Here is a 16135-nt window from a genome sequence, read left to right as displayed (position 1 = left end):
GGTGACGAAAAACGCGGCGCTCACGAACGTCGAGCACTGCGCCGGCTACCCCGCCCGTCCAACCGCCTGCGGCGGTTGTCCACCCTCCCCTCAAGGGGGAGGGAACCAGCGTCCTGCTACCTGTGCAGCATCTCCTTGCTGGCGTCGGTGATCAGCCGCTTGCCGCAGAGCGCCAGCGTCATGTCCATCTCCTTGCGGATGATCTCCAGCGCCTTGGTGACGCCCGGCTTGCCGAGCGCGCCGAGCCCATAGAGGAAGGGCCGGCCGATATAGGTGCCCTTGGCGCCGAGGCAGAGCGCCTTCAGCACGTCCTGGCCGGAGCGGATGCCGCCGTCCATGTGGACTTCCAGCTTGTCGCCGACGGCGTCGGCGATCGGCTCGACCATGGAGATCGAGGACGGCGCTCCGTCGAGCTGGCGGCCGCCATGGTTGGACACGATGATGGCGTCGGCGCCCGTGCTGACCGCCATCCTGGCGTCCTCGACGTCGTTGATGCCCTTCAGGATCAGCTTGCCGCCCCAGCGGTTCTTGATCCACTCGACATCCTTCCAGGAAAGCTGCGGATCGAACTGCTCGGTCGTCCAGGAGGACAGCGAGGCGAGGTCGCCGACGCCCTTGGCGTGGCCGACGATGTTGCGGAAGGTGCGGCGCGGGGTGCCGAGCATGCCGAATGCCCAGCGCGGCCGGGTCGCCACCTGCCAGACGTGCTTGGGCGTGAATTTCGGCGGCGCGGAGAGCCCGTTGCGCAGGTCCTTGTGGCGCTGGCCAAGGAGTTGCAGGTCCAGCGTGAGCACGAGCGCGGAGCATTTCGCCGCCTTGGCGCGGTCGATCAGGTTGTAGACGAAATCCTTGTCCCTGAGCACGTAGAGCTGGAACCAGAACGGCTTCGTCGTCCGCTCGGCGACGTCCTCGATCGAGCAGATCGCCATGGTCGACAGCGTGAAGGGCACGCCGAATTCCTCGGCGGCCTGGGCGGCCAGGATCTCGCCGTCGGGATGCTGCATGCCGGTCATGCCGGTCGGCGCCAGCGCCACCGGCATCGACACCTTCTGGCCGATCATGGTGGTTTCCAGCGAGCGGTTGCTCATGTCGACCAGCACGCGCTGCCTGAGCTTGATTTTTTGAAAATCCTCCTCGTTGGCGCGGTAGGTGCTTTCCGTCCAGGCGCCGGAATCGGCGTAGTCGAAGAACATCTTCGGCACGCGCCGCTTCGCCATCTTCTTCAGGTCGTCGATCTCGAGGATCGACATCGGCGTCCCTCTCAGCGGCTTGCCGTAAGGTTTGCGGGGTCCGGTCGTCATCGTTGCCTCCAGGCGTCGTTCGCCATCAAGATTTCAAATTCAGCTGCGCTGGGTCAGGCGCAGGCGCGCCACGCGCTGCCAGTCGCCGGTGCGCTCGGCCTCGGCAAGCGCCTGCTCGAGATAGGTGATGTGGTCCATCGCCGCGCGCCGCGCCGCGGCCGGATCGCCGGACCTGACCGCCTTGTGGATCGCCAGATGCTGGTCGAGCAGGGTGGCGCTGGCGTCGGGCAGGTTGAACACGAGGATGCGGTTCTGCAGCACGCCTTCCGACAGCAGCCGGTAGCAGGAGCGCAGCGTGTGCATCAGCATGATGTTGTGCGCGCATTCGCCGATCGCCTGGTGGAACTCGACGTCGATCGCCGCCTCCGCCTCCATGTCGCCGGAGGGCTGCACCTCCTGCATGCGCTCGACGATGCGGTCGAGCAGCGCCAGGTCGTCGGCGGTCGCACGGCGGGCGGCGAACTCGGCGGCGACGCCCTCGATCTCGCGGCGGTATTCCAGATAGTCGCTGGCCGCCTTGCGGTGGGTGGCGAAAAGCTCCGTCACCGGCTTGGCGAAGACCTGGCCGATGACGTCGGCGACATAGGTGCCGCCGCCATGGCGGGTGGTGAGCAGGCCGCGCCCTTCGAGATCCTTCAACGCGTCGCGCAGGATCGGCCTCGACACGTCGAACTGCCGCGCCAGCTCGCGCTCGCCGGGCAGGCGATCGCCGACGCGCAATATGCCTTCGAGCACGAGCGCTTCGATCTGCTGTACCACCTCGTCGGCGGTGCGCAGATGCTCTATCCTGGAGAAGATCTCGCCCAAGGGCGTGTCCCTGCGTGAAATGCCGGCAGGATAGAAACAAGCGGCCAACTGGTCAAATAATTTATCCAATTGCCAGAGGTCCGTTTCGATGACTGCGGCCCTTTCCGTGCAGTTGGGCGAGCAAGCATTTGCAACTGGATCGTAAACTGGTAAACGGTTTTGACCAGTTTACGTCGGAGGACGCGATGACCGGCCTGGCGATGCCCAAGCCCGATTCCGAGACGATGAGGCGGCGCGACGACATCGTCGCCGACCTGGCGCGGATCGTGCCGGGCGAAGGCGTGGTCGACGCCGTCAACGAGATGCGCGCCTTCGAAAGCGACGGGCTGACCGCCTATCGCCAGTTGCCGCTGGTCGTGGTGCTGCCGGAAACGGTGGCGCAGGTCTCCAGCATCCTGAAATACTGCAACGACCGCAACATCCGCGTCGTGCCGCGCGGCTCGGGCACGTCGCTGTCGGGCGGCGCGCTGCCGCTGGAGGACGCGGTGCTGCTCGTCATGAGCCGCTTCAACCGCATCATCGAGATCGATTTCCCCAACCGCTGCGTGGTGGCGCAGCCCGGCGTCACCAATCTCGGCATCAGCGTCGCCGTGCAGGACGAGGGCTTCTACTACGCGCCGGACCCCTCCTCGCAGATCGCCTGCTCTATCGGCGGCAACGTGGCGGAGAATTCCGGCGGCGTGCACTGCCTGAAATACGGACTGACCGCCAACAACGTGCTCGGCATCGAGATGGTGCTGATGGACGGCGAGGTCATCCGGCTGGGCGGCAAGCATCTCGACTCGGGCGGCTACGACCTGCTCGGCGTGATGAACGGCTCGGAGGGCCTGCTCGGGGTCGTCACCGAGGTGACGGTGCGCATCCTGAAGAAGCCGGACACGGCGCGCGCGCTGCTGATCGGCTTCCCGACCAGCGAACAGGGCGGGCAATGTGTCGCCGACATCATCGGCGCCGGCATCATCCCCGGCGGCATGGAGATGATGGATCGCCCGGCGATCAAGGCGGCCGAGGATTTTCTCCACGCCGGCTATCCGCTCGACGTCGAGGCGCTGCTGATCGTCGAGCTGGACGGCCCCAAGGTGGAGGTCGATCACCTCATCGATCTCGTCGAGAAGATCGCCCACAGGAACGGCCAGACCACCTGCCGCATCTCGACCTCTGAGGAGGAGCGGCTTGCCTTCTGGGCGGGACGCAAGGCGGCCTTCCCGGCGGTCGGGCGCATCTCGCCCGACTATTACTGCATGGACGGCACGATCCCGCGCAAGGAGCTGCCCAAGGTGCTCGCCGGCATGCGCGAGCTGTCGGAGCAGTACGGGCTCGCCGTCGCCAACGTCTTCCATGCCGGCGACGGCAACCTGCATCCGCTGATCCTCTACGACGCCAACAAGCCGGGCGAGCTCGACAAGGCCGAGGCTTTTGGCGCCGACATCCTACGGCTATGCGTGAAGGTCGGCGGGGTGCTGACCGGCGAGCATGGCGTCGGCGTCGAGAAGCGCGACCTGATGGGCGAGATGTTCAACCAGATCGACCTCGACCAGCAGATGCGGGTGAAATGCGCCTTCGACCCCAACCACCTGCTCAATCCGGGCAAAGTGTTCCCGCAGCTTCGCCGCTGCGCCGAGCTCGGCCGCATGCATGTGTCGGGCGGCAAGCTGCCCTTCCCGAGCATCCCGAGGTTTTAGCCCTCCCATGACAACCTTCCTCCCCTTCACCGCCGCGGACGTCGCGAGCGCCGTCGAATGGGTGCTCTCGGAAGAGGCGCCCGTCGAGATCCTCGGCCACGGCTCCAAGCGCGGCATCGGACGTCCCGCGCAATACGAGCATGCGATCGACCTGTCGGCGATGTCGGGCGTCACGCTATACGAGCCGGAGGAGCTGGTGCTGTCGGCCAAGGCCGGCACGCCGATCGCCGACATCGAGCATCTGCTCGCCCAGAACAGCCAGCAGCTCGCCTTCGAGCCGATGGACTGCTCGCGGCTGCTTGGCCACGACACACGCGGCGGCAAGGGCGGCACCATCGGCGGCGCGATCTCCACCAACCTGTCGGGGCCGCGCCGGCTGAAGGCTGGCGCGGCGCGCGACCACATTCTCGGCGTGACCGTCGTGTCGGGCCGCGGCGAGACCTTCAAGTCGGGCGGGCGTGTCGTGAAGAACGTCACCGGCTACGACCTTTCCAAGCTGATGACCGGCGCGTGGGGCACGCTCGGCGTGTTGACCGACCTGACCGTCAAGGTGCTGCCGGCGGCCGAAACCGAAACCACGCTCGCGATCCGGGGCCTCGACGACGAGACGGCGACCGCCGCCATGGCGCTGGCGATGGGATCGAGCGCGGAAGTGTCCGGTGCGGCCCACCTGCCCTACGGCGTCACCGAGCGTGTCGCGAGCGATTTGCGCGGGGCGGATGCCGCCACTCTGCTGCGCGTCGAGGGCTTCGGCCCGTCCGTCGCCTCGCGCGTCGAGACGCTGAAGACCTTGCTCGCAAATGCCGGGCGGATCGAGGAGCTGACCGACCGCGGTTCAAGGGAGCTGTGGCGCGAAGTGCGCGACTGCACCCCCTTCGCCGACGGCACGGCGCGGCCGGTCTGGCGCGTCTCGATGACGCCGTCCGAAGCGCACAAAATGGTGCTGGCACTACGCATGGAGGCCGGCGCCGACGCTTTCTATGACTGGCAGGGCGGACTGGTCTGGCTGCGCATGGAAGGGGAGCCAGAGGCCGATCTGGTGCGCCGGCTCGTCCGGCAGTTCGGCGGCGGGCACGCGACCCTGGTACGGGCAAGTTCGGCCTGGCGAGCGGCCGTGCCGGTCTTCGAGCCGCAGCCGGCGGCACTTGCCGCGCTGTCGGCAAGGCTCAAGGCCGAGTTCGATCCGAAAAACATCCTCAATCCCGGCCGACTGGCCGCAGGCGTCGATTCTGCTACCCTCGCCCAGGCAACGGAGGAGAAGACATCATGACCGACACACCGCCTGCCCCCCGGCAGACCGACCGCTGGCTCGAGCCCGGCCAGACCAATGCGCTCGTCGTCTACATCCTTTATCTCGCCGGGCTGGTAATCGGCATAAGCGGCCTGATCGGACTGGTCATCGCCTATATCAACCGTGGCAAGGCCGGAGGCTTCGTCGAGACGCACTACACCTGGCAGATCCGCACCTTCTGGATCGGCCTGCTGTATGGCGTGGTCTCGGTGCTGCTGATGTTCCTGGCGATCGGCTTCGTGCTCGCCTTCGCGGTCGCCGTCTGGTTCATCGTGCGCTGCATCATAGGCATCCAGGCGCTGCAGCGCGGCGAACCGATCAAGAACCCCGAAAGCTGGCTGATCTAGCCACAGGAACAGCGCGTGCAGACCACATTCACCGCCGAGCAGCTTGCCGATCCGCATGTCCAGGAATCGGAAAAAATCCTGCGCAAATGCGTGCATTGCGGCTTCTGCACCGCGACCTGCCCGACCTATGTCACGCTCGGCAACGAACTCGACAGCCCGCGCGGCCGCATCTACCTGATCAAGGACATGCTGGAGAACGGCCGGGCTGCCGACGCCGAGATCGTCACCCATATCGACCGCTGCCTGTCCTGCCTTTCCTGCATGACCACATGCCCGTCCGGCGTGCACTACATGCATCTCGTCGACCATGCGCGGGCGCATATCGAGAAGACATACAAGCGGCCTTTCGCCGACCGCGTCATGCGCTCGCTGCTGGCGTTCGTCCTTCCCTATCCCGGCCGCTTCCGCGCCGCGCTCCGGCTTGCGAAACTGGGACGGCCCTTCGCCGGGCTTTTCGAAGCGGTGCCGGCGCTGAGACCGCTTTCGACCATGCTGAAGCTGGCGCCGGCCTCGGTGCCGCGACGCTCGCGCAATTCCTCGCCGGGCGTGCATGCCGCCGCCGGCGCGCGCGGGAAACGCGTCGCCCTGCTGACGGGTTGCGCGCAGGCGGTGCTCGACCCCGCCATCAACGACTCGACAATCTCGCTGCTCACGCGGCTCGGCGTCGAGGTCGTCGTGCCCAGGGGCGAAACCTGCTGCGGCTCGCTCGTCCACCACATGGGCCGCGAGGAGGCCGCCCTCGCCTCCGCCAGGCAGAATGTCGACGCATGGATCCGGGAACTCGAAAAGGGCGGGCTCGACGCGATCGTCATCACCGCGTCGGGCTGCGGCACCACGATCAAGGACTACGGCTTCATGCTGCGGCTAGACCCGGCATACGCCGACAAGGCGGCGAAGGTCTCGGCGCTCGCCAAGGACGTCACCGAATTCCTGGCGACGCTGGAACTGCCCGAGCCCGCGCAAAAACCCGGGCTCACCGTCGCCTACCACTCGGCCTGCTCGATGCAGCACGGCCAGAAGATTGTTCGCGAGCCGAAGGAGCTGCTGAAGAAGGCGGGGTTCACGGTGAAGGAGCCGCGCGAGGGGCATCTCTGCTGCGGCTCGGCCGGCACCTACAACATCCTGCAGCCGGAGATCGCGACACGGCTGCGCGACCGCAAGGTGAAGAACATCGAAGCGACGGGCGCGGCGCTCGTCGCCACCGGCAACATCGGCTGCATCACGCAGATCGCCACGGCGGCGAAACTGCCGGTGGTGCACACGGTCGAGCTGCTCGACTGGGCCTATGGCGGAAAGAAGCCGGCCGGGCTTTGAGGCAAACGCCTGTCAGGCGGCCTCGTCCAGCGAAACTTCCGCTGTGATGCGTGACCACGGCACGGTTATCTTGCCGCTTTCCAGCCGCTCGATGAGCCCGATTTCGACGAGCGCCACAACGTCGGAATGCACGCCGCGGTAGTCGCGCCCGAGCGCCTGCGCCAAGGCACGAATGGAGGACGCGCCCAGCGCGCGTAGCCGGCGGAGCATCCTCCAGCGGTTCGGCGTGAGGGCCTTGAGCAGCACTTCCATGCTCTCGAAGGATATTGCCGCCGGCTCGGCCGTCATGTCTCCGGCGTCGATCCTGCGCGCCGTCCGCCTGGCGTCGGCAAAGAATTCGTCGAGGCTTTCGATCCGCAGCTTCACTTCAGCCATTTTTCGATCTCCTTGCGAACATCGGCTTCGAAATCGGCGATCAGCGTCTCAATCGTCGAGAATGCGTAAGGTTGCTGCCGCGTTCGATGGTGGCGATGGTCGCCTTTGCCCAACTCGTTGTCGTATCCGACGATGCGCTCGCCTGGCCGGCCGAAGAAGAGCGAATATTTCAATCCATGCGGGCGCTCATCCGTCGGCTTGGGCAGCAGCCAAATCCTGATCTCCAGGATATGGTCGGTCGCCAGCACCACCTTCCTGTCTCGAATAAGTGATGCCTTTTCGGACATATGCTACCAATAGCATATAGTCGTCGCTGCGTCGATCGGCAAAAAGAAAGGGCGGGCGGCTTATGCGCCGCTCCGCCCTTGCCGGCAGGCCAGCGCCCCCGCGCGCGGCCCGTCCCCCGACCTCTGAAAGCCGTGATTACATGACGACGACCTTGGTGCCGACGCCAACCCGCTCGTAAAGCTCGACGACATCCTCGTTGCGCATGCGGATGCAGCCGGACGAGACCGCCTGGCCGATCGTCCAGGGCTGGTTGGTGCCGTGGATGCGGTAGAGCGTGGAGCCCAGATAGAGGGCGCGCGCACCGAGCGGATTTTCAGGACCGCCGGCCATATGTGTGGGCAGGGTGCGGCCCTTGGCGCGCTCGCGCTGGATCATTTCCGCCGGCGGATGCCAGTCCGGCCACTCGGCCTTGCGCGTCACCTTGTGCGTGCCGGCCCATTCGAAGCCAGGCTTGCCGGTGCCGACGCCGTAGCGCCGCGCCGTGCCGCCTTCCTCGACCAGGAACAGAAAATTCTGAACGGTGTCGATGATGATGGTGCCCGGCTTCTCCGTCCCGTCATAGGCGACCTCCTGCGGCAGGTAGATCGGGTCCATCTGGCGGCTCACGGCGCGCTTTTCCTGGGGATGGACGGCAGCGGTGCGGACCTGGTCGGCTCCCACGGCATCCGGCCCGCCCATCAGGCTGCGCACATTGCGGCGTGCCTCGACTTCGTTCGGGAACGCCTTGCGCTTCTTCAGAAGCACCTTGCCCGGGTTGTGGCCGAGCTGGATCAGCCACGGCGCGGAAAGGTCGGGACTGACGACCACCGGCGGCCGTTCCGCGTAGCGGTCGTTGGCGGTTGCAGGCGCGGCCGCGAACAGCATCGCGCCGACAAGGAGAAGAACTCGTTTCATGTCACGCAACTCTCGACTGGTCTTGTGAACACCGAATCCGTCCGGAAAGCGGTTCGCGCTTCCGGTTCGATGCCCTGACGAGGTCCCCCCTCGCCTTGCCCGCCATGTTGGCGTCGAGCGGCAACCGAATGGTGAATCGGAATGCTGCAAACGTGCGTTTGTCAGTAAACCTTTTGGTGTGGTTACCGGCCGGTTCAGGAATCTGGTAAAGGCGGCGTAAAGACGAGAAGGAGGCTGGAGCGGATGTCAGAGGCAGGTTTGGTCGAGGGGCCCGACGGCATCACGCGCTGCGCCTGGCACGGCAATTTGCCGGACTATCTGCGCTATCACGATCAAGAGTGGGGACGGCCGGTCGCCGACGACATCAGGCTGTTCGAGAAGATCTGCCTGGAGGGGTTCCAGTCCGGCCTGTCGTGGCTGACCATTTTGCGCAAGCGCGAGAATTTCCGCAGTGCCTTCGCGGGCTTCGACTTCGACGAGGTCGCCGAATTCACCGACGCCGATGTCGAGCGCCTGCTCCAGGACGCCGGCATCATCCGCCATCGCGGCAAGATCGTCTCGACCATCAACAATGCCCGCCGCGCGCAGGAACTCACCGCAGAGGCGGGCTCGCTCGCCGCCTGGTTCTGGCGCTTCGAGCCGGGTCCGGCCGAGCGTCCGACGAAACTCGACTGGGCGACGCTGAAGGCGATGCCGACGACGGCAGTCTCCGTGCGCATCTCGAAAGAGCTGAAGAAACGCGGCTGGACCTTCGTCGGCCCGACCACCGTCTATGCCTTCATGCAGGCGATGGGCATGGTCAACGACCACGTCGAGGGCTGTTTCTGCCGGGCCGAGGTCGAGAAGCAGCGTGCGAAGTTCAAGCGGCCGGGGCGGTGACGGCCGCCGGCGGCGCCCCTCACCACGGAATGAACTATGCCATCGGTCCGGCGAAGGCCAGGCCGACCATCACCGCGACGACGGTCGCGAGCACCGGGTAGACGACCAGCATGCCGGTGATCAGCGCGTTGGCCAGCGCATCCTTCTCGTTCTCCCGCTTGGCGGAAGCGACGTCGAATGGGCCTGCGGCAAGGCCGGCGTTTGTCGTTCTGTTCTGGTGCGCCATGATTCGTAATCCGAGCGTTGTTTGGCTGTCTTGTCGGGGACGAATGTCGCCAAACTATGCCGCGCGGGCGCCCGATTGTTTCCGATCACGCGCATTTGTTTTCGGGTCAGGCGGTCGCCTGCAAAGCCGCGGCGCGCTGCGGGATGGTGGCGACCCAGGCGCGGGCAAGCGTCAGGCCGGTCGCGTCGGCCGCCGCACCGTGGGCGGCCGCCTCGACGTCGTAGCGCCAGCTGGGGTCGCGCTCCGCCACACGCTCCGGGTACATGCTTGTCCACTGGCGCACGATCGAGCGGTCGGCTTCGAAGTGGAACTGGATGCCGTAGGCTGCCCGGCCCAGCCGGAAGGCCTGGTTCTCCGCGGCCGGGCTGGTGGCGAGGCGCACCGCGCCCGGCGGCAGGGTGAAGGTGTCGTCATGCCACTGGAAGCTGGTGAAGGCGTCAGGCACGGCGCCAAGCATGGGATCGGCCGCGCCCTCCCGCGTTCTCGTGACGCCCCGCCAGCCGAATTCAGGCGCGGCGCCAAGCAGGTTCTTGCCGCCATAGGCGCGCGCCAGGAGCTGGCAGCCGAGGCAGATGCCGAGCACCGAGCGGCCGCTGTCGGCGAAATCGCGGATCAGGGAGAGCAGCGGCGGGAGATAGGGATGGTCGTCGTCGTCGAGCGCGCTCTGGGCGCCGCCGAGCACCAGCATAGCGTCATGGCCGGCGGCGTTCGCCGGCAGGGCGTCGCCCCGGTAGGCCTGGCGCAGATCCAGTTCCGCGCCGGCCTCGACGAGCGCCGTCTCCACCTGGCCGGGACCGGTGTTGTCGAAGTTCTGTACGATGAGGACTCGCATGCCGGCTCCAAATGACTTCACTTTCCCGCATGGATATCATGCGGTCGCCGCAACAAGGAAGATCACATGCCTTTGCAGAACAGGGTCGATCCGTTCGGCGCCATCCACGCGGTCGATGCACGCGGCCTTTTCACCGGCAATCGCGGCATCATCCATGACCCGGCGACGAAGACGCTGCTGAAGCGGCGCTGGACCACCAAGGCCTGGATCATCTGCACCTGCGAATACAAGGGGAGACGGCGCGAGGTCATGGGCCGAAACGGACCGAATGGCGGTGCCGGCTGGACGGAGCTGTTCTTCCTCGACGAGGTGACGGCGCTTGCGGCCGGCCACCGGCCCTGCTTCACCTGCCGGCGCGAGCAGGCGAAGGAATTCGCCGCGTGCTTCGCGGAAGGCCGCAATCTCCCATCGATCGCCGCACCCGCGATCGACGCAGTCCTGCACGGCGAACGCCTCGCATCCAGCGGGGCCGTCCACAAGCTGACGCCGGAAGACGCCTGGAAGCTGCCGGACGGCGCGATGGTTGCGCAAGGCGGCCTGGCTTTCGCGGTTCGCGGCGAATGGCTGGTTCCCTGGTTCATTCAGGGCTACGGCAGGATCTGCAGCCGGACAGCCGTCGAATATGCCGACACCTTCCTGCTGACGCCGCCAAGCACCGTCGCCACGATCCGGGCGGGCTACAGACCGATCTGGAGCCCGACCCTCAGGGACTTCGAGGCCAACGCGGCATCGATCGGGCCGGACATCTAGGGCCACGGCGCGGCTGGCCGCTTGACCGCCGCCGGCCGCTGCCGCATTGCTCGTCGATGCGCGCCAACTACAAAATGCAGCGGCTGTTCGTGCCGCAGGACCTCGCCGCCGGTGCGGTGTTCGAGGCCAGTCCCGAGCAGAGCCATTATCTCACCCACGTCCTGCGCATGGCCGAGGGCGCCGAGCTGCTCGTCTTCAACGGGCGCCACGGCGAATGGCTGGCGCGCATCGCCGCCAAGGCGAAGAAGGCCGTGCGGCTGGAAACGGTCGAGCAGACGCGGCCACAGCCGGCGACGCCCGACCTCGTCTACTGCTTCGCGCCGCTGAAGGTCGGCCGGCTCGACTATCTGGTGCAGAAGGCGGTCGAGATGGGGGCCGGCGTGCTGCAGCCCGTCATCACCCAGCACACACAGCTCGCCAAGGTCGGTATCGAGCGGCTGCAGGCCAACGCCGTCGAAGCGGCGGAACAATGCGGCATCCTTGTCATCCCCGAGGTGCGCGAGGCCCAGAAATTCACCGCCCTGCTGTCGTCCTGGGACAAGGAACGGCAGCTGATCTTCTGCGACGAGAGCGCGGAGACCAACAATCCCCTGCCCGCGCTGCAAGCCATAGGCGAGCGCAAGCTCGGCCTGCTGATCGGGCCGGAAGGCGGCTTCTCCGAGGACGAGCGAAACCAGCTCTACGCCCTGCCTTTCGTGACGGCGATCCCGCTCGGACCGCGCATCCTCAGGGCCGACACTGCCGCCGTCGCCGCGCTTGCGGTCATGCAGGCGACGATCGGCGACTGGTAGGCATCAAAAGCCCCTGAACCGTGGCTCAGCTTTTTTCACTTGATAGTCTCCTGACATTTCGTCCATCAAGCGCGCGAACCACAGGTCGGGCTTGAGGCAGAGAATGGCGCGCGACACCACCGATTCCAGGCCGATCGAGAGCATCGACGAACTCGTCGCGCATCTCGCCGAGGGCAACAAGCCGCGCGAGAAGTGGCGGATCGGCACCGAACACGAGAAGTTCCCGTTCTATGTCGACGGCAATGCTCCGGTGCCCTACGGCGGCGAGCGCGGCATCCGTGCGATCCTGGAAGGCATGCAGCACAAGCTCGGCTGGGACCCGATCGTGGATGCCGGCAGGATCATCGGGCTGGTCGAGCCGACCGGACAGGGCGCGATTTCGCTGGAGCCGGGCGGACAGTTCGAGCTTTCCGGCGCGCCGCTGGAGACGATCCACCAGACCTGCCGCGAGGGAAATGCGCATCTCGCCCAGGTGCGCGAGATCGCCGAACCCCTGGGAATCAGGTTCCTGGGGCTTGGCGGCAGTCCGAAATGGACGCTCGCCGAGACACCAAAAATGCCGAAATCGCGCTACGAGATCATGACGCGCTACATGCCGAAGGTCGGCACCAAGGGCCTCGACATGATGTACCGCACCTGCACCATCCAGGTGAACCTCGACTTCGAGAGCGAGGCCGACATGCGCCGCAAGATGCAGGTCTCGCTGAAGCTGCAGCCGCTGGCGACCGCGCTGTTCGCCAACTCGCCCTTCACCGAAGGCCAGCCGAACGGCCTGGTTTCCTGGCGCGGCGACATCTGGCGCGACACCGACAACCAGCGCTCGGGCCTCAAGGAATTCTGCTTCGCACAGGATTTCGGCTTCTTCGACTATGTCGACTGGGCGCTCGACGTGCCGATGTATTTCGTCATCCGCGACGGCGAATATCACGACATGACGCGCTACAGCTTCCGCCAGTTCCTGGCCGGCGAGGCCAGCGGGGACATGCCCGGTGTCGTGCCTGAGATCGGCGACTGGGCGAACCATCTGTCGACGCTCTTCCCCGACGTCAGGCTGAAGCGCTTCCTGGAGATGCGCGGCGCCGACGGCGGCCCGTGGCGCAGGATCTGCGCGCTGCCGGCGTTCTGGGTCGGGCTGCTCTATGACGGCGAGGCGCTCGACGCGGCGGAAGCGCTGACCCGCGACTGGACGTATGGGGACGTCAAGGCGATGCGCGACGCCGTGCCGGCCGAGGGCATCGGCACCGAGTTCCGCGGCAGAACGCTGCGCGAGGTGGCGCGCGAGGTCCTGGCGATCTCCCGGCAGGGGCTGAAGAACCGCGCCAGGATGAACCGCGACGGCTATGACGAGACCTCCTTCCTCAACACGCTGGACGAGGTGGTGTCGCGCGGCACGACAAGCGCGGAGGAAATGCTGTCGGCCTATCACACGCGCTGGGGCGGCTCGATCGAGCCTGTCTTCCTCGAATACGCCTACTGAGAAACGGCAGGTCCTGGCCGGCGCCCGCGCCGGGCATGGACAGATTGCGCCGCGCGGCCGTAAGTTTCGTCAAATCCCACTTCAACCGACGACCGAAAGGCCCTACGTTTCCGTCGGGGGCCTGCCGTCCCGAGGAGGAACGACGATGAATCTGTTCGACATGCTGGCCAACGCCCAGAGCGGCCAGGGCATGGATCAGCTCGCACGGCAGTTCGGGCTCTCGCAGCAGCAGACGCAGGCGGCCGTCGAGGCGCTGCTGCCGGCGTTCAGCCAGGGGCTGAAGCGCAACGCATCCGACCCCTACGGCGTCGGCGGCTTCCTCAACGCGATGGCGAGCGGCAACCACGCCAAATATTTCGAGGATGCGCAGAACGCGTTCTCGCCGCAAGGCATGGCGGAGGGCAACGGGATACTCGGGCATCTGTTCGGCTCAAAGGACCTGTCGCGCGCGGTGGCGAGCCAAGCGGCGCAGGCGACGGGACTTGGCCAGCAGACCCTGCAGCAGATGCTGCCGGTGATCGCCTCGATGATCATGGGCGGGCTGTTCAAGCAATCGACCAATCAGTTGAACCCCGGCAACCCGCAGGCGGCGGCCGGCTTCGGCGGCTCCGGCAATCCGCTGCAGGAGATCATCGAGCAGATGATGCGCCAGGGCGGGCAGATGGGAGGCGGAATGGGCGGCCAGCCGCAGCAGGCTCCGCAACAGAGGCAGGCCCCCCAGCAGACACAGGCGCCCGAGCAGGGACAATCGCCCGGACAATCCGGCGATCCGTTCGACAACCCGTTCGGCAAGATCCTGAAGGACATGTTCGGCGGAGCGATCCCCGGAATGCCAGGCGGCATGCCGGGTGGCGCGCCCCAGCAGGCTCCGCAGCAGCGCCGCGCCGAGCCGCAGTCCGATCCCTCCCAGAACCCGTTCGGCGACAATCCGCTCGGGAAGATCTTCGAGGAGATGCTGCGCGGCGGGCAAGGCGGCCAGGGCGCTCCCGGCGGACAGGGCATGCCCGGCGGACAGCCGCAGGCTCCCCGCCAGCGCCAGGCCGACCAGCAAGAAACGCCGCAGCAGGGTCGCCCGCGCAACCCCTATGACGACCTGTTCGGCGAGATGTTTGAAACCGGGCGCCAGCAGCGCGACGAATACGAGAAGAACATCGGCTCGATCTTCGACCAGTTCTCGAAGGGCATGGATCGCTACCGGTAGCCCCAAGGAACGGACGCCGGGACCCACTGCGCGGAGCGCGGTGAAAAATCTCACGTGACGGGTCGAGTCTCAGTATCGCCCGCTCTTCGAAACCTGTAGCGAGGCCGTTCATCGGCCTCGCATGTGTCGGCGAGCGAGTTCGCGCCACGCCATATTGCCGCGCGCCGCAACCTGCCCCCACGCCGGTACAGGGCAGGCCGACCCTCCGTATCCCCTTACGCTGGATAAATTCCCCCAATGCCAAAGCCCGGCCGACCCTGCTGTCGTGCATGACAGAGCGTGGTAGGCCGGTGCAGCCCGCGATCGGGCTGTTGACTGTACTGACCGGTCAGTATAGTTTTTTTGGAGATGAATATGGCGCGGGACACGAAGGCGAAGATCATCGCGGCGGCGGCCAATGTGGCTGTCGCGCGCGGCGTGCAGAATCTGACGATGGAGGCGGTGGCCGAAGAGGCCGGCATCAGCAAGGGGGGCGTGTTCTACCACTTCGGCAGCAAGCAGGAACTTCTCCTCGGCATGGTGCAGGCGCTGGTGGACATCACCGAGAAGGAGGTCTCGGCCGCTCAGGCGCAGGACCATGAGGCGGGAAGCTGGCTTCGAGGCTTCATCAGGGCCTGCCTGACCAACAGTGCGGAAGATCTGGGGCCGGTCGGGCGCCTGTCGGTGGCGTTTCTGACCGCCGCCGCCAACGACACCACCCTGCTCGCGCCGATGAACGAGCGGCAGCCGGCCTGGCGCGAAGCGATCAACACCAGCGGCATCGATCCCGTCCAGGCGCAGATCGTCCGTCTCGCCGCGGACGGGCTGTGGATCAACGACGTGATGGGGGTGCCCGTCCTCGACGCGGCCGAACGCGCCGCCGTCATCGAGCGCCTCGAGGCGATGACACGCAAAGACACCGAACCCGAGTGAAGAAAGGCATATGAAATGATGAGAACGACGGGAGCGTTCGCGCCCCTTGCACAAGGCGACGGCGACGTGTTGCCGGCACACCGGTCCACCTATCCGAGCATTCCGACGTTCTACCGGGGCATCGAGACGCAATTCGTCGAGATAAACGTCGACCCCGAGGTGGCCAGGGCACATCTGCCAGAACCGTTAGAGGTCGATCCCGCCGGCGGCGCCGTGGTCTGCTCGCTGAAGATCGGCCTGTCGTCCTACGGCCCGTTCAACGAAGCCGGCCTCTATCTGCGCTGCTTCTACGAGGGCAAGCCCGGCGTCTACAATTCGCACCTCTTCCTCGACAACGTCACCGCGATCTGCGCGGGGCGCGAGCGCTGGGGCGTGGCCAAGGAATTCGCCACGATCACCTTCCAGGACCATGAGAACGTCCGCGTCTGCGAGGTCGTCAAGGAGGGCGCGCTGCTGATGCGCATCTCCACGACCTGGGACGCCATCGCCGAGGAGGAGAGCCTTCCCGCCCTCGCGCCGAACTACAACCTGAAGCTCATTCCAAGGGCGGACGGACCCGGCGCAGCGATCAAGCAGCTCGTCCGCTACGAAAGCGAGCCGGTCGGACAATCGGTCCAGTATTCGGGCCGCGGGATGGCGGAGTTCCGCAGCACCGCCAAGACCGACCTCGCTCCGTTCACGCCCCTGAAGGTCGGCTCCGGCTTCTACCACATCGGAGACCTGAAGGAGCTCCACGGGACCGTGATCATAGACTACCTCGCCTGAACG

The 16135-nt window shown here is 66.3% G+C and carries 18 protein-coding genes; 11 read left to right on the top strand and 7 right to left on the bottom strand.

Annotated features, from left to right (window positions below):
• Positions 1-116: 116 nt before the first annotated feature.
• Both D8676_RS22435 and D8676_RS22430 read right to left on the bottom strand, forming a co-directional pair.
• Positions 117-1250, bottom strand: coding sequence for an alpha-hydroxy acid oxidase (locus D8676_RS22435; protein WP_121583326.1), 1134 nt, complete (start codon positions 1248-1250; stop codon positions 117-119).
• Positions 1251-1340: 90 nt separating this feature from the next.
• On the bottom strand, positions 1341-2108 hold the full coding sequence (locus tag D8676_RS22430) for an FCD domain-containing protein (RefSeq protein ID WP_121583325.1): 768 nt from the start codon (positions 2106-2108) through the stop codon (positions 1341-1343).
• A gap of 185 nt (positions 2109-2293) precedes the next feature.
• On the opposite strand from D8676_RS22430, the gene D8676_RS22425 reads away from it, so the two are divergent.
• Genes D8676_RS22425 through glcF form a run of 4 tightly spaced genes read left to right on the top strand, consistent with a single transcriptional unit; the run spans position 2294 to position 6742 of the window.
• A complete protein-coding gene (locus D8676_RS22425; RefSeq protein WP_121583324.1) occupies positions 2294-3790 on the top strand; it encodes an FAD-linked oxidase C-terminal domain-containing protein in 1497 nt (498 codons plus the stop codon).
• A gap of 7 nt (positions 3791-3797) precedes the next feature.
• Positions 3798-5060 (top strand): FAD-binding protein, encoded by a 1263-nt coding sequence (locus D8676_RS22420; RefSeq protein WP_121583323.1) that lies wholly within the window; start codon positions 3798-3800, stop codon positions 5058-5060.
• Positions 5057-5428, top strand: coding sequence for a DUF4870 domain-containing protein (locus tag D8676_RS22415; protein ID WP_121583322.1), 372 nt, complete (start codon positions 5057-5059; stop codon positions 5426-5428). Before D8676_RS22420 ends, D8676_RS22415 begins: the two co-directional genes overlap by 4 nt.
• A gap of 15 nt (positions 5429-5443) precedes the next feature.
• Positions 5444-6742, top strand: coding sequence for a glycolate oxidase subunit GlcF (gene glcF, locus D8676_RS22410; RefSeq protein ID WP_121583321.1), 1299 nt, complete (start codon positions 5444-5446; stop codon positions 6740-6742).
• Positions 6743-6754: 12 nt separating this feature from the next.
• Here glcF and D8676_RS22405 read toward each other — a convergent pair whose 3' ends face one another.
• The 3 genes from D8676_RS22405 to D8676_RS22395 all read right to left on the bottom strand — a co-directional run bounded on the left by D8676_RS22405 (position 6755) and on the right by D8676_RS22395 (position 8299).
• A complete protein-coding gene (locus D8676_RS22405; protein ID WP_210210748.1) occupies positions 6755-7117 on the bottom strand; it encodes a hypothetical protein in 363 nt (120 codons plus the stop codon).
• Entirely contained in the window at positions 7105-7365 is a 261-nt protein-coding gene (locus D8676_RS22400; RefSeq protein WP_245427055.1) for a DUF6516 family protein, read from the bottom strand. Before D8676_RS22400 ends, D8676_RS22405 begins: the two co-directional genes overlap by 13 nt.
• 175 nt (positions 7366-7540) lie before the next feature.
• On the bottom strand, positions 7541-8299 hold the full coding sequence (locus tag D8676_RS22395) for a L,D-transpeptidase (RefSeq protein WP_121583319.1): 759 nt from the start codon (positions 8297-8299) through the stop codon (positions 7541-7543).
• Positions 8300-8542: 243 nt separating this feature from the next.
• Between D8676_RS22395 and D8676_RS22390 the strand changes: the two genes are divergently transcribed.
• Positions 8543-9178, top strand: a complete 636-nt coding sequence (locus D8676_RS22390) for a DNA-3-methyladenine glycosylase I (RefSeq protein ID WP_121583318.1) — start codon at positions 8543-8545, stop codon at positions 9176-9178.
• A 34-nt stretch (positions 9179-9212) separates the two neighbouring features.
• On the opposite strand, the gene D8676_RS22385 is transcribed toward D8676_RS22390, so the two are convergent.
• Positions 9213-9404 (bottom strand): hypothetical protein, encoded by a 192-nt coding sequence (locus D8676_RS22385; RefSeq protein ID WP_121583317.1) that lies wholly within the window; start codon positions 9402-9404, stop codon positions 9213-9215.
• A 106-nt stretch (positions 9405-9510) separates the two neighbouring features.
• Complete coding sequence (locus tag D8676_RS22380) at positions 9511-10236, bottom strand: type 1 glutamine amidotransferase (protein WP_121583316.1); 726 nt, start codon at positions 10234-10236, stop codon at positions 9511-9513.
• A 66-nt stretch (positions 10237-10302) separates the two neighbouring features.
• Between D8676_RS22380 and D8676_RS22375 the strand changes: the two genes are divergently transcribed.
• The 6 genes from D8676_RS22375 to D8676_RS22350 all read left to right on the top strand — a co-directional run bounded on the left by D8676_RS22375 (position 10303) and on the right by D8676_RS22350 (position 16132).
• Positions 10303-10986 (top strand): hypothetical protein, encoded by a 684-nt coding sequence (locus tag D8676_RS22375; protein WP_121583315.1) that lies wholly within the window; start codon positions 10303-10305, stop codon positions 10984-10986.
• A 56-nt stretch (positions 10987-11042) separates the two neighbouring features.
• Complete coding sequence (locus tag D8676_RS22370) at positions 11043-11777, top strand: 16S rRNA (uracil(1498)-N(3))-methyltransferase (RefSeq protein ID WP_121583314.1); 735 nt, start codon at positions 11043-11045, stop codon at positions 11775-11777.
• Between the two features lie 103 nt (positions 11778-11880).
• Positions 11881-13254: a glutamate--cysteine ligase gene (locus D8676_RS22365; protein ID WP_121583313.1), complete on the top strand. Its 1374-nt coding sequence runs from the start codon at positions 11881-11883 to the stop codon at positions 13252-13254.
• 145 nt (positions 13255-13399) lie between these two features.
• Positions 13400-14455 carry a DUF937 domain-containing protein gene (locus D8676_RS22360; protein ID WP_121583312.1) on the top strand — a complete coding sequence of 352 codons (1056 nt, stop codon included), beginning with the start codon at positions 13400-13402 and terminating at the stop codon, positions 14453-14455.
• 354 nt (positions 14456-14809) lie between these two features.
• On the top strand, positions 14810-15367 hold the full coding sequence (locus D8676_RS22355) for a TetR/AcrR family transcriptional regulator (protein WP_183097199.1): 558 nt from the start codon (positions 14810-14812) through the stop codon (positions 15365-15367).
• A 15-nt stretch (positions 15368-15382) separates the two neighbouring features.
• On the top strand, positions 15383-16132 hold the full coding sequence (locus D8676_RS22350) for an acetoacetate decarboxylase family protein (protein WP_121583310.1): 750 nt from the start codon (positions 15383-15385) through the stop codon (positions 16130-16132).
• The last annotated feature ends 3 nt before the right edge of the window (positions 16133-16135 follow it).

The organism is Mesorhizobium sp. YM1C-6-2 (assembly GCF_003666685.1).
Taxonomy (GTDB): Bacteria; Pseudomonadota; Alphaproteobacteria; order Rhizobiales; family Rhizobiaceae; genus Mesorhizobium_K.
Note: the sequence above shows the minus strand (reverse complement) of the source record. Positions and strands in the feature narration are given on the sequence as shown.